Origin of the sequence: Paraburkholderia graminis C4D1M (assembly GCF_000172415.1) — a bacterium.
Lineage (GTDB): Bacteria > Pseudomonadota > Gammaproteobacteria > Burkholderiales > Burkholderiaceae > Paraburkholderia > Paraburkholderia graminis.
This window is the reverse complement of record NZ_ABLD01000002.1, coordinates 444904-467260: the sequence shown is the minus strand read 5'-3', so window position 1 is coordinate 467260 and position 22357 is coordinate 444904. Positions and strand designations below refer to the sequence as shown.

Annotated in this window: 21 protein-coding genes; all 21 read right to left on the bottom strand. The window is 62.1% G+C overall.

The annotated features are described in order from the left end of the window. Positions 1–3 precede the first annotated feature (3 nt). The 21 genes from trpB to BGRAMDRAFT_RS05015 all read right to left on the bottom strand — a co-directional run bounded on the left by trpB (position 4) and on the right by BGRAMDRAFT_RS05015 (position 22228). Complete coding sequence (trpB, locus tag BGRAMDRAFT_RS05115; protein ID WP_029971417.1) at positions 4–1197, bottom strand: tryptophan synthase subunit beta; 1194 nt, start codon at positions 1195–1197, stop codon at positions 4–6. A 56-nt stretch (positions 1198–1253) separates the two neighbouring features. Further along, entirely contained in the window at positions 1254–1973 is a 720-nt protein-coding gene (locus BGRAMDRAFT_RS05110; protein WP_044020329.1) for a phosphoribosylanthranilate isomerase, read from the bottom strand. Continuing rightward, the gene (gene truA, locus BGRAMDRAFT_RS05105) at positions 1970–2782 is read right to left on the bottom strand and encodes a tRNA pseudouridine(38-40) synthase TruA (protein WP_006047600.1); all 813 of its coding nucleotides are present in this window, start codon (positions 2780–2782) and stop codon (positions 1970–1972) included. Before truA ends, BGRAMDRAFT_RS05110 begins: the two co-directional genes overlap by 4 nt. After that, positions 2779–5292 carry a FimV/HubP family polar landmark protein gene (locus BGRAMDRAFT_RS05100; protein ID WP_006047599.1) on the bottom strand — a complete coding sequence of 838 codons (2514 nt, stop codon included), beginning with the start codon at positions 5290–5292 and terminating at the stop codon, positions 2779–2781. The genes truA and BGRAMDRAFT_RS05100 overlap by 4 nt, the downstream gene beginning before the upstream one ends. A gap of 140 nt (positions 5293–5432) precedes the next feature. Further along, positions 5433–6554, bottom strand: a complete 1122-nt coding sequence (gene asd / locus BGRAMDRAFT_RS05095; protein ID WP_006047598.1) for an aspartate-semialdehyde dehydrogenase — start codon at positions 6552–6554, stop codon at positions 5433–5435. 396 nt (positions 6555–6950) lie between these two features. Continuing rightward, complete coding sequence (gene leuB, locus BGRAMDRAFT_RS05090; protein WP_006047597.1) at positions 6951–8018, bottom strand: 3-isopropylmalate dehydrogenase; 1068 nt, start codon at positions 8016–8018, stop codon at positions 6951–6953. Between the two features lie 37 nt (positions 8019–8055). Then, on the bottom strand, positions 8056–8709 hold the full coding sequence (gene leuD, locus BGRAMDRAFT_RS05085) for a 3-isopropylmalate dehydratase small subunit (protein ID WP_006047596.1): 654 nt from the start codon (positions 8707–8709) through the stop codon (positions 8056–8058). An 86-nt stretch (positions 8710–8795) separates the two neighbouring features. Further along, complete coding sequence (locus BGRAMDRAFT_RS05080; RefSeq protein ID WP_006047595.1) at positions 8796–8954, bottom strand: entericidin A/B family lipoprotein; 159 nt, start codon at positions 8952–8954, stop codon at positions 8796–8798. A 5-nt stretch (positions 8955–8959) separates the two neighbouring features. Next, positions 8960–10369, bottom strand: a complete 1410-nt coding sequence (gene leuC, locus BGRAMDRAFT_RS05075) for a 3-isopropylmalate dehydratase large subunit (RefSeq protein ID WP_006047594.1) — start codon at positions 10367–10369, stop codon at positions 8960–8962. A gap of 210 nt (positions 10370–10579) precedes the next feature. Further along, the gene (locus tag BGRAMDRAFT_RS05070) at positions 10580–10996 is read right to left on the bottom strand and encodes a DUF3331 domain-containing protein (RefSeq protein ID WP_006047593.1); all 417 of its coding nucleotides are present in this window, start codon (positions 10994–10996) and stop codon (positions 10580–10582) included. A 93-nt stretch (positions 10997–11089) separates the two neighbouring features. Continuing rightward, the gene (locus BGRAMDRAFT_RS05065; protein ID WP_044020415.1) at positions 11090–11605 is read right to left on the bottom strand and encodes an Ohr family peroxiredoxin; all 516 of its coding nucleotides are present in this window, start codon (positions 11603–11605) and stop codon (positions 11090–11092) included. A 194-nt stretch (positions 11606–11799) separates the two neighbouring features. Continuing rightward, the gene (locus tag BGRAMDRAFT_RS05060) at positions 11800–12792 is read right to left on the bottom strand and encodes a LysR family transcriptional regulator (protein WP_029971854.1); all 993 of its coding nucleotides are present in this window, start codon (positions 12790–12792) and stop codon (positions 11800–11802) included. 228 nt (positions 12793–13020) lie between these two features. Next, the gene (locus BGRAMDRAFT_RS05055; protein WP_006047589.1) at positions 13021–13899 is read right to left on the bottom strand and encodes an RNA polymerase sigma-70 factor; all 879 of its coding nucleotides are present in this window, start codon (positions 13897–13899) and stop codon (positions 13021–13023) included. 139 nt (positions 13900–14038) lie between these two features. Next, complete coding sequence (locus tag BGRAMDRAFT_RS05050) at positions 14039–15019, bottom strand: DedA family protein/thiosulfate sulfurtransferase GlpE (protein ID WP_006047588.1); 981 nt, start codon at positions 15017–15019, stop codon at positions 14039–14041. 30 nt (positions 15020–15049) lie between these two features. Beyond that, positions 15050–15463 carry a carboxymuconolactone decarboxylase family protein gene (locus BGRAMDRAFT_RS05045; protein WP_006047587.1) on the bottom strand — a complete coding sequence of 138 codons (414 nt, stop codon included), beginning with the start codon at positions 15461–15463 and terminating at the stop codon, positions 15050–15052. Continuing rightward, a complete protein-coding gene (locus tag BGRAMDRAFT_RS05040; protein ID WP_006047586.1) occupies positions 15460–16659 on the bottom strand; it encodes a DUF3734 domain-containing protein in 1200 nt (399 codons plus the stop codon). The genes BGRAMDRAFT_RS05045 and BGRAMDRAFT_RS05040 overlap by 4 nt, the downstream gene beginning before the upstream one ends. A 10-nt stretch (positions 16660–16669) precedes the next feature. Further along, positions 16670–17452 (bottom strand): 3-hydroxybutyrate dehydrogenase, encoded by a 783-nt coding sequence (locus BGRAMDRAFT_RS05035; protein ID WP_006047585.1) that lies wholly within the window; start codon positions 17450–17452, stop codon positions 16670–16672. Positions 17453–17468: 16 nt separating this feature from the next. Next, complete coding sequence (locus BGRAMDRAFT_RS05030; protein ID WP_006047584.1) at positions 17469–18248, bottom strand: acetoacetate decarboxylase; 780 nt, start codon at positions 18246–18248, stop codon at positions 17469–17471. 40 nt (positions 18249–18288) lie between these two features. Beyond that, positions 18289–19278, bottom strand: a complete 990-nt coding sequence (locus tag BGRAMDRAFT_RS05025; protein ID WP_006047583.1) for an alpha/beta fold hydrolase — start codon at positions 19276–19278, stop codon at positions 18289–18291. Positions 19279–19453: 175 nt separating this feature from the next. Continuing rightward, complete coding sequence (locus tag BGRAMDRAFT_RS05020; RefSeq protein WP_006047582.1) at positions 19454–20911, bottom strand: mechanosensitive ion channel domain-containing protein; 1458 nt, start codon at positions 20909–20911, stop codon at positions 19454–19456. Positions 20912–21019: 108 nt separating this feature from the next. Continuing rightward, positions 21020–22228 (bottom strand): NAD(P)/FAD-dependent oxidoreductase, encoded by a 1209-nt coding sequence (locus BGRAMDRAFT_RS05015; RefSeq protein WP_006047581.1) that lies wholly within the window; start codon positions 22226–22228, stop codon positions 21020–21022. Between the last annotated feature and the right edge of the window lie 129 nt (positions 22229–22357).

Sequence of the window (22357 nt, the reverse complement as noted above, 5' to 3'; positions counted from 1 at the left end):
CGCTCAGAACTGGATGCCCGATCGCTCCGCGACCGTGTGCATGTCCTTATCGCCGCGGCCGGACAGGTTCACCAGCAGGTGCTTGTCTTTGGCCAGCGTCGGCGCGAGCTTCGTGGCGTAAGCCAGCGCGTGACTCGACTCCAGCGCCGGAATAATGCCCTCGATGCGGCAGCAGTCGTGGAACGCCTTGAGCGCTTCTTCGTCGGTGATGCCGACGTATTGCGCGCGGTTGCTCTCTTTTAGCCACGCGTGCTCGGGCCCGACGCCCGGATAGTCGAGGCCGGCGGACACCGAATGCGTCTCGATGATCTGGCCGTTCTCGTCCTGCAGCAGATACGTGCGATTGCCGTGCAGCACGCCGGGGCTGCCGCCGATCAGCGAAGCGGCGTGACGACCGGACTCGATGCCGTCGCCGGCCGCTTCGACGCCGATCAACTGCACCGAAGTGTCGTCGATATACGGATAAAAGATGCCCATCGCGTTCGAACCGCCGCCGACGCACGCAATTACCGCGTCCGGTTGCCGCCCGATGAGCTCGGGCATTTGCACCTTGCACTCGTCACCGATCACGCGCTGGAAGTCGCGCACCATCATCGGGTAAGGATGCGGCCCCGCCACCGTACCAATGATGTAGAACGTGTTTTCGACGTTGGTCACCCAGTCGCGCATGGCCTCGTTCAGCGCGTCTTTCAGTGTGCGCGAGCCCGACTCGACCGGCACCACGGTCGCGCCCAGCAGTTTCATGCGGTAGACGTTGGCGGCCTGGCGGCGCACGTCTTCGGCGCCCATGTAGACGATGCACTCCATGCCGAAACGCGCGGCGATGGTCGCGGTGGCAACACCGTGCTGCCCGGCGCCGGTTTCGGCGATCACGCGCGGTTTGCCCATGCGCTTCGCGAGCAGCGCCTGGCCGATCACGTTGTTGATCTTGTGCGCGCCGGTGTGGTTCAGGTCCTCGCGCTTCAGAAAAATCTGCGCGCCGCCGAGCATCTCGCTCCAGCGCTGCGCGTGATAAATCGGCGAAGGCCGGCCGACGAAGTACTTCAGCTCGCGCTCGTACTCGGCGACAAACTCAGGATCTTTCTGGAATTTCTCGTAGGCTGCGCGCAGCTCGTCGAGCGCGTGAACCAGCGTTTCGGCGACGAACACGCCGCCAAACTGGCCGAAATGGCCTCTTTCGTCAGGCAAGTTATACATGTGGATCACTCTTTTCGTGGCGCGCGGCGAGCTTTTTGGAGCGCCGCGCCGCGGAATCATCCGGCGTCCGCTGCGCGCACCGCGCGAACGAACGCCGCCATCCGGGCGTGATCTTTCACGCCCTTGGCGCCCGGCACTTCGATGCCGCTCGAGACATCGACCGCGTACGGGCGCACGCGATGGATCGCATCACTGACGTTTTGCGCGTTCAACCCACCACTCAAAACGGCCCGACGCGCGAGCTCTGCTGGAATAAGTGACCAATCGAAAACCTTCCCGCCGCCGCCATAGCCTTCGACGTGAGTGTCGAACAGAAAGCCATTGGCGCCTGAATAGTTGAGAGCCGATTCTACCAAATCGGCCGGTCGAGTATCCGCCGCAACGCGCAGCGCGCGCAACCAAGGCAAACCCGCAATGCCGGCGAGCGATTCGCACTGTTCGGCGGTCTCGTCGCCGTGAAATTGCAACAGCGAGAGCCCGACGTTGCTGACCACTTCGCGCACCCATTCCGGCGACGGATTCACGAACAAGCCGACTACCGACACGAACGGCGGCACATCCTGCATGATTTCGACAGCCTGCGCGACGCTCACCGAGCGCGGACTCGGCGGATAGAACACGAGGCCGATGGCGTCCGCGCCCAACTCGATCGCGTGGTTGACGTCGGCCGGATTCGACAGGCCGCACAGCTTGATGCGCGTGCGCCGGGGCACGGCTTGCTGTGCGGCGCCGGTATCTGACTCTGACGCTGCTGCGAGGTTTTCAGTCGAACTCATGTGTGTGCCTGCTCGTTCCATACGGTGCTCCACGGCACGCTGCCGGTCTGCGGCGCGGGCACCTCGAAGTGCTCAGGATAGCCCACCTGCGCGAGATACAACCCGTCCGGCATGAAGGTCGGCGCCGCCGACTCGCGATCGCGGCTCGCGAGCACCTCGGCCATCCATTCGACCGGACGACGCCTCTTGCCGATATACACCAGGCATCCCATCAGGTTGCGCACCATGTGATGCAAAAACGCGTTCGCCCGGAAACGGAAATGGACAAAGTCGCCGTGCTGTTCGATGTCGATCTGATGCAGATGCTTGATCGGCGTCTTCGCCTGGCATTGCGACGAGCGGAACGCCGAAAAGTCGTGTTCGCCGATCAGATGAGCCGCCGCCGCCCGCATCGCTTCAATGTCGAGCGGCGTGTGCACCCAACCCGCCCGCGCCGCCAGCATCGGCGAACGCACCGGATGCACGTACAGCAGATAGTAATAAGTGCGCTCGAACGCGGAAAACCGCGCGTGGAACGCCTCGGGCATCGGCTTGGCCCATTGCACGGAAATCGTCTTGGGCAAAAACGTATTCGTGCCGCGGACCCATGAGACGTCGGCCCGCTCGAGTTCGGTATCGAAATGCACGACCTGGCCGAGGCCATGCACGCCCGTATCCGTCCTGCCCGCGACGACGGTATGCACAGGCGTCTGTGCGAACTCGCGCAGCGCCCGTTCCAGTTCGTCCTGAACCGTGTTGCCATGCGGCTGCGACTGCCATCCGCAGAACGCCGAACCGTCGTACTGAATGCCTAAAGCAATGCGCTTCACGACAACGGAGCGAGCGTCGAGAGCAACGCGCGGGCATCGTTGCGCGTGGCCGGATCGTTGGCTTCGATCACTTCGTTGATCAGCGTGCGCGCGCCGGCCAGATCGCCCAGTTCGATGTACTCGGCGGCCAGATCGAGCTTGTTTCGCGCGATGCGTGCAAGATCCGCCGGCGTGAACGCGGGCAGCGGCTGCGCGGGGCTCGGCGGGAGTTCCAGGTCGAAGTCGAGCTTGAGCGCGCCGAAACCCGCTGCGCCCAATGTGCCCGCGCCGAGACCCGCTACGGCGCCACGGCCGGCGGTGCCGGCCGCGATTTCGTCGGCGGCATGCGGCGCTTGTTCGGCGTTGGGCGGCGGCGGCACCGCTTGACGCGCGGTGGCTTCCGGCGACGCCACGGGCTGGCTGCTTAGCGACTGCGGTGCGCTCACGGTGTCGGCTGCCGACCCCACGCGCGGCGGCAACGGCATATCGAGGCTGCCGAACGCGGTGAGCGCGTCGCGCGGGAATTCCGCCGATGCGGGCGCGCGCGGCTGGTCGTGATCGACTTGGGCGCTCGTGGTCGGCGCTTCTGGGATTGACGGCTCCATCGGCTCGGGCGGCAACGGCTCGTCATCCCATTCCAGACGATGGGACACCGGCTCGGGCTCCCACGCCTCGTTGAACGGCTGGAGCGGCGCTCGCGGCAACGCGTCGGCGCCTAGTTCGGCGGCGGCGTCGAGGCTCGCGGCTGTCGTCGCGTCGTCCAGATTGTGGCGATGTTCTTCCGATGCGAGGCCGCTTTGGTCGAAGGCAGCGGGTTGTTCCGGCGAGTGCGGTTCGAAAGCCGCCGATGGTTCATGAGGCGCCGATCGATCTGCCTGTTCCGATGCCGGCTCGTGCGCCGCTACGCGTTGAGCTGCGGGCTGCTCCGACGCGAGTTGGGCTTGCCTTGCGGTTGCCTCGTCTGCTGCGGCTTGCTGGGCTGCGGTTTCCTCGCTCGCGCTAGCGCCAGTCGCAGCGTTTTCCGCTGTCGAACGCTCAGCCGCCAGGCGTGCTGCGTCGAGGTCCTGCTCAGCCGCGACGCGGTCATGCGCAGCCTCGTCGGCTGCCGCGCGTTCTGCCGCTTCGCGCTCCACCGCGCCTTGCGCAGCCGCCTGCTCCGCCGCTTCGCTCGCCTCTGCCTCGCGTGCGGTTGCAGTGCGGATTTCGGCTTCGCGCTCGGCCGCGATGCGCTCCGACATTTCGCGTGCGGCGGCGTCGCCTTCAGCCGCTTCGCGCTCCGCCTCGGCCATCGTTGCGGCGTGCCGCGCGGTCGCGGCGTCTTCGGCGTTGGGTTCGTGGGATTCGTCGCGTTTGGCGATGTCAACGGGAATAGCAGCCGGAACTACCGGCGCGGTGTCATTGGCCGCCGCAGCCTTCTCGGATGCCTCCGACGCCTCCGCTCGCTGCGCGTCGGCCAAACGCTCGCGCTTACGCCGACCGAGACGCAACGCAGTCAGCAGCACGACCAGCGCCGCGCCGACCGCCGCGCCCACGGCGAGGTTCGTCTGCGAAAGGCCGGCCTGGTTCGACGTCGATACAGCAGCGCCCGGATGACCCGACACGACAGCCGGGGCCGATGCGCCCGCCGCCGGTTGCACGCCGCTCGCCGACGACTGCACAGCCGGCGCCGCGGGCGAGCCGCCGATGCCATGCTTCTGCAACTCCATCAGCACGCGATTCTTGAGCGCGAGCAGTTGCTGCAAGCTCGACACCTGCGCGCGCGGCTGCGATGCACCCGTGCCCGCGCTGGCGGCTTCGCTCGCTGACGGCTGGACGGACCCCGCCCAAACATGCGTGCCGCTCGCGGCGGACGCCGGCTGCGCACCAGCAGCAGCCTCCGACGACGCGGCGCCGGCCCCGGCCGACGCTGCCGAACCCGCGTCCGATGCCCCATTGGCGTTGGCCTGAACCGCAGGCGCTGCCGACGGCGCAGCCTGCGTCGCGGGAGTTTCCGCCCCTGGCGCGCTCGCCGCCGCATTGCCTTGCGCGGCGCCGCTCGCGGCCGCCGCGACCGAAGCATTCGACGACGACCCGCTGCCAGCCGCCGGCCCCGAAGCAGCAGCCGCTGGCGTTGCACCCGCCGCCGCAACCACTGCGCCCGACGCGTCCAGCGGCGGCACCGTCAGCACCGCCCCCAGACGCATCCGGCTCGGATCGTGGCCCATGAAGGCGTTCGGGTTCGCGTCGAAGACAGCGCGTGCCGCGCGTGCGAGCGTGGCGCGATCGTGTGATTGGGTGACGGCAATTGCCACGTCGTTGAGCGACTGCCCCGGCTTGACCGTGTATTGCCCACCCGCCGAATAAGAGGCCGACGCGGCTTGAGCCGCAGATGCCGTGGCGCCTTCGGGCGCGCTCGCGGCGTCGCCGGGCGCGGCCATCGCGCTGCCCAAACCGGCGCCCGTCAGCATCAACGCCAAAGCGGCCGTGGCCGCGAGGCGGCCGGTACGTGGGCGCGCAAACATGGCCCGAAGGGAAGAGAGTCGAGGTTTCATCGGGACTCCTGGCGCGTCAGCGCGCGGCCCTTTTTTGCGGTTATAAAGAGACAAGATAATCGGAGCACACAAATGAAAAAAGCGCCGCGCAAGCGCGACGCTTCTTGAGTTTTCTACGCGTCGTGAGCGCGTAGTTTACTTTACTTGTCGAGCACAATGCGAAGCATGCGGCGCAGCGGCTCGGCCGCGCCCCACAACAGCTGATCGCCGACAGTAAATGCCGACAGATATTCGCCGCCCATGGCCAGCTTGCGAACGCGGCCGACCGGCACCGTCAGCGTGCCCGTCACCACTGCCGGCGACAGATCGCGCATCGACGCTTCGCGTTCGTTCGGCACCACCTTCACCCAGTCGTTGCCCGAAGCGAGGATGCTGTTCACTTCGTCAAGCGGCACGTCCTTGTTCAGCTTGATGGTCAGCGCCTGCGAGTGGCAACGCATCGCGCCGATCCGCACGCACAGGCCGTCGACCGGGATCGAACCCGGCGCGCCCATGGCCGGCTTGCCGAGAATCTTGTTGGTTTCGGCGCCGCCCTTCCACTCTTCCTTCGACATGCCGTTGCCGAGATCCTTGTCGATCCACGGAATCAGCGAGCCGGCGAGCGGCACGCCGAAGTGATCGGTCGGCATGCTGTCGCTGTTCATGACTTCGAGCACGCGACGGTCGATATCGAGAATCGCCGAAGCCGGGTCCGCGAGTTCGTTCTTCACCGCGCCGTGCAGCGTGCCCATTTGCGACAGCAGTTCGCGCATGTTCTGCGCGCCCGCGCCGGAGGCGGCCTGATACGTCATGGCCGTCATCCAGTCGACGAGGTTTTCGCGGAACAGGCCGCCGAGCGCCATCAGCATCAGGCTGACCGTGCAGTTACCGCCGATGAAATTCTTTTGGCCCTTGACCAGCGCGTTCTTGATCACGTCGAGATTAACCGGATCGAGAATGATGACCGCGTCGTCCTTCATGCGCAGCGACGAAGCCGCGTCGATCCAGTAGCCGTTCCAGCCGGCCGCGCGCAGCTTCGGGAACACTTCGTTCGTGTAGTCGCCGCCCTGGCAGGAGATGATTGCTTCGCACTTCTTCAGGTCGTCAATGCTTGTCGCATCTTTGAGCTTGGTCTCGTTTTTGGCGAACGACGGCGCGTTGCCGCCCGCGTTGCTGGTGCTGAAAAACACCGGTTCGATCAAGTCGAAATCGCCTTCCTGCTGCATACGCTGCATCAGGACGCTGCCGACCATGCCGCGCCAACCTACGAGACCTACGTTCATGACTTCATACCCTTCGAGTGGAAACTTCCCCGCATCTTTGCCCGCAGTGACCGCGCGGGGAAGATGAGCGGGCACGACGGACGATCAGCGTTTCGTGATCGTTTTCGGGGTAATCGTTTTAATCAGCGCTTTGGTGGTAATGGCGAGCTCAACCACACGGGCCGTTTTGCCGTGCAGTTTCGAAATCGAGGAGATTTGAGCCATCTGTGCCATCGCTACAATATACACGAAAACCGGAATCCGGCGACGTCCCTAACCGTCGCTGCCGCCCGTATTACACGCACGAATCGGCCTGTTGCAGGCCGATTCGCGTATTAAAGATCATTTTAACGACCTGATTACCGCCGACTTGAACGCGGGGCGCGGCCATCTACGCCCCACATGCACGAGCCTCTTTTACAGTGCTGCGACCACTGCGTCGCCCATCGCCACCGTGCCGACCTGCTTGCAACCCGGCGTGAGAATGTCGCCAGTGCGGTAGCCCTGTTCGAGCACCTTCTTGACCGCGTTTTCGATGCGGTCGGCCTGCTCCGCCTTGTTCAGCGAATAACGCAGCATCATGGCAGCCGACAGAATCGTCGCGAGCGGATTCGCCACGCCCTTGCCGGCGATGTCCGGCGCGGAACCGTGCGACGGCTCGTACAAGCCCTTGTTGTTCTTGTCGAGCGAGGCCGACGGCAGCATCCCGATCGAACCCGTGAGCATGGCGGCTTCGTCGGAGAGAATGTCGCCGAACATGTTGCCGGTCACGATCACGTCGAATGACTTGGGCGCCTTCACGAGCTGCATCGCGGCATTGTCGACATACATGTGCGACAACTCGACGTCCGCGTATTCCTTGGAGACGTCGATCATCACGTCTTTCCAGAACTGCGACGTTTCCAACACATTGGCTTTATCCACCGACGTCAGCTTCTTGCCGCGCTTTTGCGCTGCCCGAAACGCGACGTGCGCGATGCGGCGCACTTCGGGCTCCGAATAACGCATGGTGTCGAAGCCTTCCTTCGCGCCCGCAAAAAGACCGTCCGGCGCTTCACGCACGCCGCGCGGCGCGCCGAAGTAAATGTCGCCGTTCAGTTCGCGCACGATCAGGATGTCGAGACCCGAAACGATCTCTTCTTTCAGCGACGAAGCGCCGGTCAATTGCGGATAGCAGATGGCCGGGCGGAAGTTCGCGAACAGTTGCAGATGCTTGCGCAGGCCGAGAATGGCCTGCTCCGGGCGCAGCGCGCGTTCGAGCTTGTCGTATTTCCAGTCGCCGACGGCGCCGAACAGGATCGCGTCGGCTTCCTTCGCGAGCGCGAGTGTCGAATCGGGCAGCGGATGACCCTTCGCCTCGTAGCCCGCGCCGCCAACCGGCGCTTCTTCCAGTTCGAACTTTTCGCCGAGCACGTTGAGAACCTTGACGGCCTCCTTGACGATTTCGGGGCCGATGCCGTCGCCCGGCAACACTGCGATCTTCATGCGAATTCCTTGGTGATTTTCTTCGAGACTTCGAGTCTTATCCGACGATGCGGTGAGCGAGCCACGGCTGCTTCGCGATGCGTTCGGCTTCGAACTGGCGGATCTTGTCGGCGTGACGCAGCGTGAGGCCAATGTCGTCGAAACCGTTCAGCAAACAGTATTTGCGGAATGCCGCCACTTCGAACGGATACTCGGTGCCGCCGTCCGCCGTGCGCACGACCTGCTTGTCGAGGTCGATAGTCAACTGAAAGCCGTTGAACGCATACGTCTCGTTGAACAGGTGATCGACTTGCTGCTCGGTCAGCACGATCGGCAACAGGCCGTTCTTGAAGCAGTTGTTATAGAAAATGTCGGCGAAACTCGGCGCGATGATCGCGCGGAAGCCGTATTGCTGAAGCGCCCACGGCGCGTGTTCGCGCGAGCTGCCGCAGCCGAAGTTCTTGCGCGCGAGCAGCACCGACGCGCCTTGATAACGCGGCTGGTTCAGCACGAAGTCGGGATTCAGCGGACGCTTCGAATTGTCCTGACCCGGCTCGCCGTGGTCGAGGTAACGCCACTCGTCGAACGCGTTCGGACCGAAGCCCGTGCGCTTGATCGACTTGAGGAATTGCTTGGGAATAATCGCGTCCGTGTCGACGTTCTCGCGATCGAGCGGCGCCACGACGCCGGTGTGTACGATGAATTTATCCATGACGCTTGCGCCTGTTTCAGGACCGGCGATGCGCGTGGCGGCACGAAAGCCGCTCGCTGCGTCGCCGGCAAAAAATCAAAAACCGGTTATTTCTCAGCGTGATTGCTGATCGAATTGCCGAGGTGCGACATGTCCTGCCCAAATCCGTGCACCGTGTTGCAGCCGGCCAGGCCGAGCAGCAACCCAGCCAGAGTACCGAGCGCGAAGCGGCGCAGTAGAGTAGTGCGATTCATGTTCTTCATCATGCGATTTATCCCAGCTTGCGAATATCGACAAAATGCCCTTCGATAGCCGCGGCTGCGGCCATGGCGGGGCTCACGAGATGGGTACGGCCACCGGCGCCCTGACGACCTTCGAAATTACGATTCGACGTGGACGCGCAACGCTCGCCCGGATCGAGCCGGTCGGCGTTCATCGCGAGGCACATCGAGCAGCCCGGCTCGCGCCATTCGAAACCGGCGTCGGTGAACACCTTGTCGAGGCCTTCACGTTCGGCCTGCGCTTTCACCAGACCCGAGCCCGGCACGACCATCGCGAGGCGAATGTTCGGCGCGACGCGGCGGCCCAGTTTCTTCACGACGTAAGCCGCGGCGCGAATGTCTTCAATGCGCGCGTTGGTACACGACCCAATGAAGATTTTATCCGGCTTGATGGACTCGATCGGCGCATTCGGTTCGAGCGCCATGTATTTGAGCGCGCGCTCCATCGCCTCGCGCTTGCCCGGGTCCTTCTCGCGCTCGGGATCGGGCACGCGGCCGTCCACGGCCGTGACCATTTCCGGCGACGTGCCCCACGTGACTTGCGGCACGATGTCGGCCGCGTTCAGTTCGACCACGCGGTCGAAATGTGCGCCTTCGTCGGACTTGAACTGCTTCCAGTAATCGACTGCGATGTCCCACTCCGCGCCTTCGGGCGAGAACGGACGGCCTTTCAGGTATTCGATCGTGGTGTCGTCCACAGCGACCATGCCGGCGCGCGCGCCTGCTTCGATCGCCATGTTGCAGACCGTCATGCGGCCTTCCATGGAGAGCGCGCGAATGGTCGAGCCGCCGAATTCGATGGCGTAGCCCGTGCCGCCCGCCGTGCCGATCTTGCCGATGATCGCGAGCACGATGTCTTTCGCCGTGCAGCCGCGCGGCAGCGGTCCTTCGACCTTGACCAGCATGCTCTTGCTTTTCTTCTGCAAGAGCGTTTGCGTGGCGAGCACGTGTTCCACTTCCGACGTGCCGATACCATGCGCGAGCGCGCCGAACGCGCCGTGCGTGGACGTATGCGAGTCGCCGCATACGATCGTCATGCCCGGCAGCGTGGCGCCCTGCTCCGGCCCGATGATATGCACGATGCCCTGGCGCAGGTCGTTCATCTTGAACTGCGTGATGCCGTAGGCGTCGCAGTTCGAATCGAGCGTGTCGACCTGCAGCTTCGACACCGGATCGGCGATGCCGTGGCTACGGTCGGTGGTCGGCACGTTGTGATCCGACACGGCCAGATTCGCGCTGATGCGCCACACCGGACGCTCGGCCAGCTTCAGGCCTTCGAACGCTTGTGGGCTGGTGACTTCGTGCAGCAGGTGACGGTCGATATAGAGAATCGTCGTGCCGTCTTCTTCCGTGTGGATCACGTGCGTGTTCCACAATTTGTCGTAGAGAGTCTGTGCCATGGTATGCGGGGGTAGTAATGACTGCGGGCTGACTGTGTCGGTCGATTATGCCACGCGAAGTCACGCCGTGGGCCGCGCAACCATGCAAAAAAGCGATAAAAAACAGGGAGTTGGGTGGTAGTGTCGATACCTGTATCGGCGGCACCCGGCAAGGTTTCGTGCCGGCGCTGGTGCCGGGATAGAACGATGCAGCGCCGATCGCGGCACACATCACCCCAGCACAAGCAGCCTCTCCGCATACCCCGTCAGCACCGAAGCCAGGATCATCTCGAGCGCATTCGACGGCGGTGCGGTGCCGCGGTGGAACGGCCGGAACACCACATCGCCCCGCTTGACGGACATGCCGCTCAGCGCGCAAACACCTCTGACGCGCGCATAGCCGGCGCGCCAGGTCTGATCGAGATAGCTGCCGCGCGTGGCGTCGCTCCACGAAACGAGCACCGTCGTGTCGGTTTGCCATTCGATGCTTCGAATCGTAGGCAGGCGGCCGTTGAACACCGCATGCGCAGCCAACGGGCGGCTGCGTCGGTTGCGGCGCCCCGACGCCTCGCAAACCGCCGATGCAGTCTCATGCCAATGCGCGCTCAGCCGTCCGATAATTTGCGACCAGGGGTCGGGTCCACACATCTCCGGTTCTCCTGCGACTTGCAGCGGCGATCGCCTGCACAATGCATCGCCTCTGGCTTTAGAGTCTCATGGCTGCGGGCTGACGCTGCCGGCTTACCGCTTTGGCACGCTGTCCGGCCGCGCGAGTGCGACGACGCTCACGATCCCCTCGCGCGCCATCTTCGCGTACGGACAGAAACGTTCGGTGTCGCGCACGAGTGCTTCCGCAATGGCCGGCTCAACGCCCGGCAAATGAATGCGGACCTGCGCAATCAGCCTGAACAGGCCATCGACGGGGTCCCGCCCGAAATCGACCGTCACTTCCACCTTCGCGTCGACGATCGCTATCTCCGCCTTGGCGGCGAGCAGGTTCAACGCGCCGTGAAAGCATGCGGCATAGGCGGCGGCAAACAACTGCTCGGGATTCGTCCCGCCGCCCGGGCCGCCGAGCGCTGCGGGCAGGCGCAAGTCGAGGTGGAGTTGGCCGTCGTCCGACTGGACTACGCCGGATGCCCGGCCATGACTCGTCTCGCCGCCCGTGGCGGTCACGGTCGTCGAATACAGTGACTGAAAGTCTGGCCCGAAGTACTTATCGAGCAGCGTGAGGGGCGGCGGATGCAAAGGGCTCATCATGTATGTCCGACAGCCGTTGGCTCACGCCGAGGCTCGCAACCAGTCGAACCATGCGCGTGAGTTCGCGACTCTGTAGGTAGTGCGCCGGACCGGCGTGGATGCGCCGTCAGCGTATGAGTGCATCGTAGGTGCGCGGCCGCCCGTCGGGAAGGCTTGTGCGGCGACGCACCGTGTTGCCTCCAAAGCACCAATCAGAGCGCCGGCACCGCCATCATGGTGCTCAGGCATTGCAGGTCGAGCGCGCGCGTTTGTTCCGCCATGTAGTCGATGAACACGCGGATTCTGGCGGGCAAATGCTTGCGGCTGAGATAACAGACATAGTGACCGCGGTCGTCCGGCGCATATTGGGCGAGGCAGGAAACCAGGCGCTCTTTCCGCAACAGATCGCAGACCTGATAGGCCGGCAATTGAGCGATGCCCTCGCCGTCGAGCACGGCCTGCACGATGAGGTCCATGTCGTTGAAGGTGTGCTGCGCTCGCGGCAACTGCTTTTGTATGAGTCCATCGACCTTGAACTCCCAATCGCTTACGCGCCCCGACGCACTGCGGAAGTTGATGCACCGATGCTGGGCGAGATCGTCGACATGACGCGGCACCCCATGTTTTTTCGCGTACTGGGGCGACGCGCAGACGATCATCTGCATGGGTATCAGTTGCTTTGCCACGACCTCGCTGTCTTCCATGCGCCCGTCGCGAAACCCGACATCGACGCGATCCGCGATGAAGTCGGCAGGACGATCGTTCAGCAACAGTTCGAGCGCTATGTCCGGATACCGCGAGCGAAAACCGCGCAGCAGCGGCGCGACGATCTTGCGGCCGAATCCGGGTGTCGAGCAGATACGCAGATGTCCGCGCGGCGGTCCGTTACGCAATTCGCGCATGTCCTCGAGCGCCTGCACGATGCGTTCGACGCCCGGATGACAGTTCTGATAAAACAGTTCGCCTTCGCGGGTCAGCGACGTGCTGCGCGTGGTGCGCAGAAAAAGCCGCGCATCGAGCTGCGCTTCGAGCTTTTGCACGTTTCGGCTGACGGCGGAGCGGCCAATGCCGAGGCGGTCACCCGCCTTGGCAAAGCTGCCTTCATTGGCCACGGCGAGAAACGAAACGACACCGGCGTAACTCGTGGCAAAGCTGCTCGCGAGCGAATTGTCGGTCAAGGGGCGGGCGGAATGATCGTCGGACATGGGCGGGCACGATTTAAAGGTTTCGTACTCGACAAGACGTTTTAACCCGGTCATCTGTGACAAACCCGGCTCACGAATCCGCTGGGATAGACAATCTGCCAGTCCGCCCGCAAGTTTCAGCCACGCGATGGCGGGCGCGCCCTTCCCGTTCAGCGATGTTGCGGCATCGATTTCGCTGCTATTGCAATTAATCGTATGAACGTTGTCCAGACCTTGCGGGGTCGCGAATCATCGGCCGTCGAATCTGGCCGCGATGCGCGCCAGCTTGTCGGGATTTCGCTGCACCTGAATGCGCACAATGCGCTCGCCATCCGTCTCATACGTTTGCGCCGATTCGAGTGCGCCGTCGAAAAAGCGCAACAGTGCCGCCTGGCTGTTGAGGACGATGAGTTCGACGCGCAGTCTGCTTTTGTAGCGAAGCGCAGCCGCATAAAAAAGCTGCGCGATGCGCCGCCCGCCCACCATCGGTTTTGGAAAGCTCTGCACCCGGCCGCCGCCATCGCCCATGAGCACGGCATCTTCGGCAAGCATTGAATTGATCGCCGCAAAGTCGCCGCGCTGCAAAGCGTGCGCAAAAGTCTGCAGCAACCGATGATGCGTCTCCCGCGACACGACGTAGCGCGGACGATCGTCGCGCAACTGCGCCTTCGCGCGGCTCACCAGTTGCCGGCACGCCGCTTCGCTCTTGCCGATGGCTTTTGCTATTTCATCGTAGTCGGCATCGAATACTTCGCGCAGCAGGAAGGCCGCGCGCGCTTCAGGACTCAGCCGTTCGAGCAGCATCAGAAAGGCGACGGACACATCGTCAGCGCGCTCCTTCGCCTGCTCCGGCGTTGCCGGATAGTCGGTAACGTGCGGCTCAGGAAGCCAGATGCCGGTGTAATGCTCGCGCTGGATTTTCGCGGCGCGCAGACGGTCGATGGAGATCCGCGTCGTCACGGCGACAAGCCACGCTTCCGCGTTCTCGATGGTCTCCCGTGTGGTCGAATGCCAGCGCAACCAAACGTCCTGCACCACGTCTTCCGCTTCTGCGACCGAACTCAGCATCCGATATGCAATGCCCTGCAAACGCGGGCGTAGCTTGTCAAAAACGCTGGTGTCGTCCATGGAGCGGTCCTTGTGCACAGTACATGGGATCTATTGCGTTTCCGTGGCAGAAACGCATGACCAAACCGCGCACATACGCCCGCGCGATCATTCGCGCCGATCAGTATACCGTCATGAAATCCGACACCTCCGCCAATCTTTACTGCGCACGGCGCTCGCTGCCGGCTGCTGGTACAGGGGCAACGTTGAAACCCGCGTCGCGCCATGCGTCGATGCCTCCGGTCAGCGGCAATGCAAGGCTGATTCCGGCACGCCGCAAACGGCCAGCCATCCATGCAGCGGACACTTCTCCCGGGCACGAGCAGTAAATGACGAATGTCCGGTTCGCGTCGTACGCCCGTACTATCTCGCTGCATTCGCGTTCGTCGGCGAATACGGCGCCCGGAATGACGAACGGATCGAGCGTCCGCCTCTCGGGAGAACGAATGTCGAAGATAACCGGCCGCGGTTCGTCGGTTAGCAAACCGTGCAACTCCACTGCATCGATCCGCGACGTTTCGAGCGCTTTGGACAGCATGAGATGCCGGCAATAGCGATAGCAGCAATACAGCGCGAGTGCACTTGCGACGATACCCAATGCCCGCCAGCCGAGATGCGAAATCACCGCGAATAACAGGTCGATCTGCGCGGCGAACGCTCCGCCGATAGCGAGCGCGATGGAAGCCCACAAGGCCACTCCGGCGCAATCGCAGGCGATGAAGTACCGCAACCTGACCGCCATTGCCCCGCACAACGGCACTGCAACGAGCGACAGGCCGGGGACGAAACGGGCGACGATCAGAACTCGCACGCCCCAGCGCCCAAAGAACCGCTCGGTTTTTCTCACACAACTATCACGCGACGACGATAAGAGACAAACCGTTCGAAGCGTGCGTTCGCCGAATCGTCTTCCGCCTTCATACCAGACGAGATCGCCAAGCACTCCGCCCAACGCGGCAGCCCCTAACGTCGACGCGAAATGCGACACTGCCGATTGCTGAGCACCGGTTGCAATCGTGATGCTGGCGCCAACGGTAATCAACGTGGGCATAGCGGGCACAGGCAGGCCGAGTGACGCGCCAAGCACACTCAGGAATACGACGAGCGCGCCGTATTGCGCGATGAGTTCATGGGAAAACACGTTGCCTCCTGACCCGGGAACGGCCGGGTGCTATTGGACGTGCCAGGGAACAGCGGAATTGACCGCGATACCGGCGGTGCAACAACGGATGACCTCGCCGGTCGACCACAATGCGCTGCTGCTCCAGTACCTGAACAGCTCTGAGATTTGCGTCTCGTTGAAGTACTTCCGCATGCGCGACCAGATTTCATCGGACGCCGATTGTTCGCTGACACCCGAAAGATGTTCGGTCCAGGCCAACGCGGCCTTCTCCGCATGACAGAAAACATCGGCGCGCCGCCAGCTTCCGATATGCTCGATCTTCGATGTGGCGACGGCAGCTTGCAGCGCGAGGCGCAGGCCGTGCTGAACGCACAGCAAACAGCCGTTGATTTGCGATGCGCGCAACTCGAGAAGCGCGATCAGGCTCGCGTCGAGCGAGCCGCAGTGGATTGGCCCCGTCACGATTTCGCACCCGGCCTGTATCGATGCACGTCGTGACTGATAAAGCCGACTTCACGGCTGGGAATATCGAACCACTCGGGATGACAGAAGGAATTGCGAATGTCGTCTAATCCACTCGCCCAGTGCTCCTTCATTGTGTCCTTGCTGAACTCGTAGTCCTTATAGTGGCCTTCGAACGACTTGTTCTTGTAGATCAGATGCACCACATTCACCGCGCTGCCATCCGCCGTCTTCTGCGCTTCCTGAATGACCGCATGATCGCGACGCGCGGAATCGGGGATATGTTCGAGCAGTGCCTTGATCAATTGAGCGTGCTTCTGGTTCTGCGCCATGAAGGCGGTGACGGCCCGCGTACGGCTTGAATACTGAATGTCCTTGACGCGTTCGTTGACGTCGAGAAAATCACCTGGCAACTTGCCGCGCGAACTCCACAGATCGACCTGCAGAACGAGCGTGTCTCTGTGCTGACTCTCCCTGATAATTTCCGTCAGCGGCGTATTGGAGACGAGCCCTCCGTCCCAGTAAAACTCTCCATCGATCTCGACGGCGGGAAACCCTGGCGGCAGCGAGCCGGACGCGATGAAGTGCTCCGGCTTCAGTCGCATCGTCGAGTTGTCGAAGTACACGAGATTGCCATTCCGTACGTTGACAGCGCCGACCGAAACGCGGATGCCTCCATCGTTGATCCGGTCGAAGTCGGCGTACTTCATCAGCGTTTCACGCAACGCAGTGGTGTCGTAATAGCTGACTTCGTCGGGACGCCTCTTCACGAGATCGGCCGCAAGCGTGCGCATACGCGGCGAGAAAAATCCCTGCTGTCCCTCCACCAGCGTGCGCGTTGCCGCCCACGCGCTCGACCACTTGCGCGCGATGTCTTCACAGCCCGGATAGACGGGCAGCAGGGAACGGACATGCGAGAAAAGATCCGCGGGTTGACTTATCGTGTTCCAGAATCCGCGTAGCGCCTCGACCCGGTCTTCCGGCGCGTTCCCCGCAATCACTGCGGTGTTCAACGCGCCGATCGATATGCCGGAGATCCGGGTCGGCTCAATACCCACTTCGGCAATCCCTTCGTATACGCCGGCCTGATACGAACCCAGGGCTCCGCCACCCTGGAGCACAAGTCCGATTTCATCGTACCGGGGCAGCCTGAAAGGAGACGGCTGCTGCAACTCTTTGCGCTGACTCGATCTCACGGTTATCCCCTTACTGCATGAACCAGCCGTGGCTCACCACGACGGACTGGCCGGTCAGCGCATTCGATTCGAAGCCGGCGAGAAACGCGACCGTATTGGCGACATCGGCGAGCGACGTAAACTCGCCGTCTACCGTGTCCTTCAGCATCACGTTTTTCACGACCTCCGCCTCTGAAATTCCGAGCACTTTCGCCTGCTCCGGAATCTGCTTGTCCACCAGCGGCGTTCTGACGAAACCAGGGCACACGACATTCGCGCGCACGCCGTGCGGGCCGCCTTCTTTCGCGACAACACGTGCAAGCCCAAGCAGCCCATGCTTGGCCGTCACATAAGCCGACTTCAGTTGCGATGCCTCGTGCGAATGCACGGAACCCATGTAGATCACTGCGCCGCCTTTACCCGATGCGTACATATGCTTCACCGCTGCCTTCGTCGTGAGGAATGCGCCATCGAGATGAATAGCCATCATCTTTTTCCAGTCGGAGAACGAGTAGTCCTCGATCCGGTTGACGATCTGAATACCGGCGTTCGACACCAATACGTCGATGCCGCCGAATCGGCTTACCGTATCGGCAATGCCCGCATTGACCGCCTCTTCGTTCGTCACGTCCATGGAGAGAGCAACCGCGCGGCCACCGCTGCGGACGATGTCTTCCGCCACTTTCGTTGCGCTCGGGAGATTCAGATCCGCTACGACGACCGTCGCTCCGTCCGCGGCCAGCTTGCGTGCGCATTGCTCGCCAATTCCGCTCGCCGCGCCCGTGACGAGCGCCACTTTGTCTTTCAATGCCATATATCCTCCGGGAGAGTTATTGGTTCACTACGAGTTTCATCGGATCGACGGAGGCAAGGTAGTCGTGCGCCACCTCGCCCACATCGAGTGTGAGATTGGCGACGACGTGACGCGCGCCGATTACCTTGCGAACGGGCAGGTCCGCGACCGAAGCCAGCGCGTGGGGATGAAGCTCGAGCGCGGCCGGCCCTTCCCAGGCGCCGGTTACCTGAACGTCGCGCAAAAAGAAGCGGACGAGTTCGCATATTCGAACCGAGCCGTCGACGTGCGGTATTACCTTGAGCAGATAGTTAGGTGTGTCGGCGAGCTTGTGTTGCTCGGCAGCGGCGTCGAGCGGACGATACTTATAGCCCATCGTGCCGGTGGCAATTCGCTGCGTGCCGTAGTCGAGCGTTCCGAGCAAGGTGTCTTTTCCATCAATCGAAAGCCGCGGCGAAGCGAGCTTCTTGGGAAATCCCCAGATTTCCCGGCCGCCGGCGATCGGACCTTCGTCGTCCAGATACATCGAGTGCGTGTAGTTCGCCTTTCTGCCCTGCTCGTCCAGAACCGAGATGACCTGACCGCTCTCCGTATAGTCGCCAAACCCCGACGAATCCGGCATGCGGATGAACTCGTAATGAACGATCGCGTTGTCGACCTTCAACGGCTCGGGAACGACGGCTCTTAGCGCCTCGATATCCGTCTCGTAGGAAATAATGAAGTACTCCCGGTCGACGAACCGGAACGGCGGACGCGGGTATGCCGGATTGTGCAGCGGCATCGAAAAAGCATGGTTGCGGATATCGTCTTTTGTCACGACTCACTCCTTGGTTGCTTTGAATCACGCTTTCCGCAAACTAGCTTCGCAGGAAAGACAACAGGTCCTGATTGAGCTGGTCCTTGTGGGTATCGGTCAATCCATGCGGCGCACCGGGATAAATCTTCAGGATCGCGTGAGGCACGAGTTTCTTGCTCGAACGGGCTCCAACATCCACAGGAACGACCTGGTCGTCGTCGCCGTGAATGATCAGCGTCGGTCGGTCGAACTTCAGCAGATCCGCCGTGAAATCAGTTTCGGAATAGGCTTTGACCGATTCGTAGACGTTCTTGAAACCACCGCTCATTCCCTGACGCCACCATGCGTCGATCAGACCTTGCGACACCTTGGCGCCCGGCCGGTTAAAGCCATAGAACGGACCGGCGGGAATGTCCTTGAACAATTGCGAGCGGTTGGCGATCATTGCGGCGCGAACGCTATCGAACGATTCAATAGGTACACCTGTCGGATTGCCGGGCGTTTTGACCATCAACGGCGGCACGGCTGAAATCAATCCGATCTTCGATACGCGTGACGTACCGTGCCGGCCCACATAACGCGCGACCTCGCCCCCGCCGGTCGAGAACCCGATAACGGCTATCTCGCGCAGGCCGAGGGTGTCGATGACTGTCGCGAGATCGTCCGCGTAGTGGTCCATGTCATTGCCGTCCCACGGTTGGCTCGAGCGGCCGTGACCGCGGCGATCATGTGTGATGACTCGAAACCCGTGCGACGCCAGAAAGAAGGCCTGGTTTTCCCAGCTATCCGAGTTGAGCGGCCAACCGTGACTCAGCGTGACGACGGGAGCGTCTTTCGCGCCCCAATCCTTGAAGTACAGGCTCACTCCGTCCCGGGTGCGGATAACGTCACCGGTATGGTTTGCGGACGACATGTGCGCGACCGTCGTGCCGGGTCCTGACTGCTTGCCGGCGGCCGATGCCACCGTTGTCGTCAACGTTGCGGCAACTCCGCCAATCAGCAGGTTGCGGCGTTTTGCGTCGGGGGAAACGTGTCCCAAGTCTTTAGTCATGGCTCAAGTCCAGGAATTATTCGACCGGGAGATAAGGGAATTGGCTTGCTTACCGGTCGAGTATTCAGAGTAACGACGACGCGTTTATCGGCCCAGTTAAGCGCTGCAAAACTCCGTTTATCTTTCTACGTACACCCAACTAAAAATCGCCGTTTTCTTTAACGACGCTTAACAATCAGAACTTCAGCGCATGCAGCCGATGAATCTTATCCAGAAGCCAATGGAAGCTGGCGTGCTCATCGTCTGCATGAGCGGCGTTCTTCATCGCCATCTTGTGCAACATGTCTTGCCGTTGGGAAAGCAGCCGGCACATTCGATGAGTCACTTCCTGACTATCCCTCAATAGAGGCGTCACAGCGTCTTTACTCAATCTGTAAATGACACTCCGGGTAAGCGTCACGATCTTCACCTGAACCGGCAAACCCGCGAGTAGTCCGGTCTCGCCCATCGTATCGCCGGGCCCGAGACGCACCACTTCGACCGCCCCGGTAGATTGCTCCGTTGAAACACTGAGCACGCCCGAGTCGACGATTGCGAGACTGTCGGGCACCACTTCCGGCGTGAAGATCACCTGCCCCGCGTCGTATTCATGCCGCACCATGCAACTGGAAAGCATCTTCAACTCGTCGTCGCTGATGGCGGCGAATAGTTCGATGCGTCTAAGCAGGCGCTCCTCGGCGTTTGCCACAATGGCCGTGACAGATGGCACGCCTGGTGGCCGGAGAGCGACTCCTGCGGCGGTGAGGTGTCGATAGCAGAGGTCGTACAGTTCGTTCGTCAATGGCGTCTTTTTCGCCGTGTCGTCCACGAAAGCCGTTGCTTCGTACTGAATGGAATGTATCGTGGATTTTCTCGCCTGCACGAAGGGAGCCGGTGTCGGCAGAATGGAACGCGCTGCAGCCAGTGCGCATTCAAGCGCTGCAATCACCGTTGCCGGCCGCTCGTCCGGCGAAATTTCCAGAGACACCGTCACGCCATGCAAAGCGTGCGGCCGGTTCGTATTGGTGATATTTGCCTTTGCCGCCGCAGCATTGGGAACGATGGTTACATTGCCGTGCGAATTGAGAAGATGCGTTGCTCTCCAGTTCATCTCGATCACCTTGCCTTCGGCGCCGTCAATCGAGATCCAGTCACCCACGCGGTACGGTTCCGTGGAATTGAGTACGATGCCCGCAAAGACATCGTGCAAAGTACTTTGAATAGCCAAACCAAGAATAACGGCCAATGTGCCCGACGTCGCAATCAGGCCGCGAACGGGTATTTCCAGAACGAATCCCGTCGCGGCTACTGCCGCGGCAAGAAACACCACGGCGCCGAATACGTCCTGAAACAGTCTCTGCTTGCGCCAGGTCTGCGGCAGCAGAAGTGCGTCGAGAGCAAGCGTGAACAGGCGGGCACCGGTCAGCCACCAGAATATCTTCAGGGCCTGCGCCGCTTCGTGAAGCAGCGACGCTTCAAGATGCGTAGCCTGTCGGAAGGGGCTGAGGCCCGCGGTGAAAATGCTCGCCGTGAACACGGCAAAGATCGCGAGCCGAAGCAATAGACGCGAAACGTCTTGCTTCGGCACTTTGAAACGCCACAGTGCCACGTCGATCAGAACGACGGCATAACCGAACACCAGCGAATCGCTCACGGACGCTCCGACGGGAAAAACGCGCCTGACGAGTACTCATGCCGCCCCCGCCCGGAGCCATGGTGAACGACTAACCGCGATGCCCGAACGCACTAACGTACTAACGCATTAGCCAAATGACGCGAGCGGGTCGCCTGCCGCGAACGCATCGGCGCGATTCGGCGCCGGTGGGTAGATCCACTGCGTATTGATCATCTGCTTGCGTGCTTTTCCTTCTGCATGCGTCAGCTTGATCTGGCGGTCCCAGCCTTCTGAATAGACCGCGCCCCACTCGCCCAGATCGAGACAAGTTGCATAAAACGGCTGGGTATACGCAAACGTCGATTCGCCGATCAGATCGGCCGCGACATTGTGGCCGCCGAATTTGCCCATCACCATTGCGTGCTGACAGGACATCAACGCGTAGTGCCCTTGATCGTCGCTACGCACTCGCGCCACATCGCCGGCGACGAACACGCCGGGCGCCTCTTCCACACGAAGATCAGGTGCGACTTCGACACGGCCAAGCGGGTCGAGTCGCGACGAAACCTGCGCTGCAAGCGTGCTCGCTCGCATGCCGCCCGCCCATACAACCGTGTGCGCTTCGATATGTTTACCTGAGGCGGTTCGGACGCCACTCGCGTCGACCGATACGACACTCGAACCCAATACCGCTTCGATGCCCAGCGAAGCGAATGCCTCGGCGACGAAAGGCCGCGGGTTAGGTCCGAGATCGGGACCGATGTCGGCCTGCGAACCGACGACGATCACTTTGATCGCCGCATCCGGGCCGAATAGCGCGCGCATTCGTTTAGGCAATTCGGTTGCGATCTCGATGCCGGTAAAGCCGCATCCCACCACGGCAACGGTATTTCGAGCGCTTGAATCGGGCAGCTTCGCGAGTTCCTTCAGATGGCCTTCAAGTGCCGATGCGTCCTCCATGCAATCGACCGAGAATGCATACTCGGCGAGCCCTGGAATCGACGGCCGGCTCAGCTTGCTGCCGCTCGTGAGCAGCAACCGGTCGTAACCGAGCGTGCGGGTTGCGCCGCTCGCGGCTATCACACGCACGGTCTTCTCGCCGACAGCGATTTCGTCGACACTGCCCTCGACGTAGTTCACACCGACGGCGTCAAGGAGAGGCAAAAGCGGCGCGGACATCAGATGCGGCTCGCTTTCGTACATCCGTGGCCGGATCTCCAACTCGGGTTTCGGCGAGATAAGCGTAATGTCGATGTCGCCAGCCGTTGCGTCCGCACGGTCGCGCACGCGAGCCGCGCCAAGCGCGCCCCACACTCCGGCGAAGCCGGCACCCACAATCAAGATCTTCTGCGACATGATTCTTGCCCTAAGTTTTTAAATTGCCAAGTTGACGATGTGCACCGGAACTCACGACAAACCGAGCTCTGCTGCGCTGCGCGACGATCGCTAATGATCGCGGCGGCCGACTCATCCGCCGCCCGCCGT